Origin of the sequence: Roseomonas rosulenta (assembly GCF_016106005.1) — a bacterium.
GTDB lineage: Bacteria > Pseudomonadota > Alphaproteobacteria > Acetobacterales > Acetobacteraceae > Neoroseomonas > Neoroseomonas rosulenta.
In genome coordinates this window covers 1-2,184 of sequence record NZ_JACADR010000455.1, presented here as the reverse complement: position 1 = coordinate 2,184, position 2,184 = coordinate 1, and the positions used below count along the sequence as shown (strand labels likewise).

The following is a 2,184-nucleotide window of genomic DNA, read 5'->3' as shown; positions in this document are numbered from 1 at the left end:
CAGGATACGTCCTTCGCGGTGAACCTCGTGCTGCAGGCGGAGGAGGTGCCCGCCGCGCGCGCCGGCGGCGGCGCGCGGCTCGGCTGGTCGACCTGGACCGGCGCCTCGCGCCCACGCCGCGCCGATGCGCGCGACGCGCTGTTCGAACCGCGGGACGTGGTGTGATGCGGTGCGACTTCGCCCGCCGCGTCAGCTCGGATCGTGGCCCCGCCGCGATCCGGGAGCGTACGGCGCGACCGCGCCCAGACCATCAGTCGCGCCGGGTGCGCCAGTGCGTGGCGCGCAGGCCAAGCCGGCGGATGCCGGCGCCCGGCGCTTGAGGGACATGTAAAATGACATCCGATGCGAAGTCGCTCTATGGCGCGGCAGACGTTCGCTACGTCGCCGCCTACCAGCCCGAGGCATCGCCGGCGCGCATGCAGGTGGCGCTCGCCATCGCCGACACCGCCTGGCGGCCGCTCGACCGCGAAAGGCTGACCGTGCTCGATATCGGCTGCGGCCGCGGCGTCACGGCCTGCCTGCTGGCGGCGGCGAATCCGGGATGGGATGTCATCGGGCTCGACCTCCAGCCGGTGCACATCGCCGAGGCGCGCGAGGTGGCGGCCGAGGCCGGCCTCGCCAATGCCCGCTTCATCGAGGCCGACGTCACCGAACTCGATGAGGACCGCGCCACCCGCGTGCTGCCCGAGATCGACGTGGTGATCTGCTACGGCGTCTGGACCTGGGTGCCCGACAACGTCCGAGACGGTATCGTCCGCCTGCTGCGCCACCGCCTCAAGCCCGGCGGCATCGCCTTCTTCGGCTACAATGCCATGCCGGCCTGGGGCGACACGCTGCTGCTCCAGCGCGTGCTGGACGAGGCGGCGCGCGGCGTCGTGGGCAGCGAGACGGCGCGCGCCAATGCCGCGCTCGACGTGCTCGAGAAGCTGCGCGACGCCGGCGCCAGGTACCTGCCCACGAAGACGGTGCTCGACCAGATCATCGCCAAGGGCCGCAAGGCGCCGGCCTACATGGTCCACGAATGGCTGACCTCCTTCTGGCGGCCGGCCTACCATGCGGACCTCGCGAAGGCGCTGGTCGGCGCGCGCATGGAGTATGGCGGCTGCGCGAGGCCCGCCACCAGCATGCCGGCGCTGCAGCTCGACGACGCGCAGCAGGCGATGCTGGCGGAGGCGCCGGCGGGCTTCGACCGCGAGACGCTGAACGACATGTTCCTCGCCCGGCGCTTCCGCACCGACATCTTCGTGCGCGGCCGCCAGGCGGGCGGCTGGCGCATGCTGCCCGAGATCCGCCTCGCGCTCGCCGCCGCGCCCGACGAGGTGAAGCTCGAGATCCCGACCGCGCAGGGCGAGGCGACGCTGCCCGACGCCCAGGTCGCGGCCCTGGTGGGTGCGCTCGCCGAGGGGCCGAAGCGGATCGGCGACCTCGCCAGGCTGCCGGAATGCGCCGATCTCTCGCCGCTCGACCTCGCGGTCATGCTGGTCGAAAGCGGCGTGGCGAACCCGGTCTGGCGCGATGCGCCCGATGACGCTGCGACGAAGCAGCGGCTGCTCGCCTGCAACAAGGCCCTGCTGCGGCATTTCGGGACGGAGGCGACGGCCATCAGCGCGCCGCTCGGCGCGGCCGTGCCGATGCTCGGCACGGCGCTGCCGCTGTCCGCATCCGACCTTTCGGTCGTCACCGCCCTGCAGGATGGCGTACCGCCCGACCCGGCGCGCATCGCCGCCCACCTGATGGGCCCCGACGAGGGGCCGCAGGAGATGGCGCGCGCCGAGGAGGGCATCGCCCGGGTGATGCGGCGGCACATGCCGGCCTGGCGCGCCATGGGCCTCGTGTGAAGGGCTTCGGATGCGCCACCCGCACCGCTGTGATACCACTTCCGCCATCGAAGGAGGTCTCTCCATGACCCGCTCGCTTCTCCTTGCCGGCGCCGCGGCGCTGGTCCTTGTCTCCGGCGCGCCGGCTGCCTTCGCGCAGTCCGACCCCGCGGCGCTGCAACTGATCGAGAGGCTGCGCCCGCAGCCGGGTGGCCAGACCCGCGGCATCCGCGTGCCCGGCGGGGTCGAGGGCGCGCCGCCGCCCTCCGCGCCGGTGCAGCCGGCCCGGATCGGAAGGGCAGAAGTGTAAGCGCCAGTCGTGGCCACACCTCGTGAGCCGGCCTCTCGTTGGGAAGGGGGGGGAGGG

At 73.4% G+C, this 2,184-nt stretch carries 2 protein-coding genes; both read left to right on the top strand.

Annotation, left to right across the window (positions count from 1 at the left end; translation table 11 throughout):
* Positions 1–332: 332 nt before the first annotated feature.
* A complete protein-coding gene (locus tag HW578_RS25735; protein ID WP_198373560.1) occupies positions 333–1,838 on the top strand; it encodes a class I SAM-dependent methyltransferase in 1,506 nt (501 codons plus the stop codon).
* 64 nt (positions 1,839–1,902) lie between these two features.
* A complete protein-coding gene (locus HW578_RS25730) occupies positions 1,903–2,127 on the top strand; it encodes a hypothetical protein (RefSeq protein ID WP_198373559.1) in 225 nt (74 codons plus the stop codon).
* Positions 2,128–2,184 lie beyond the last annotated feature (57 nt).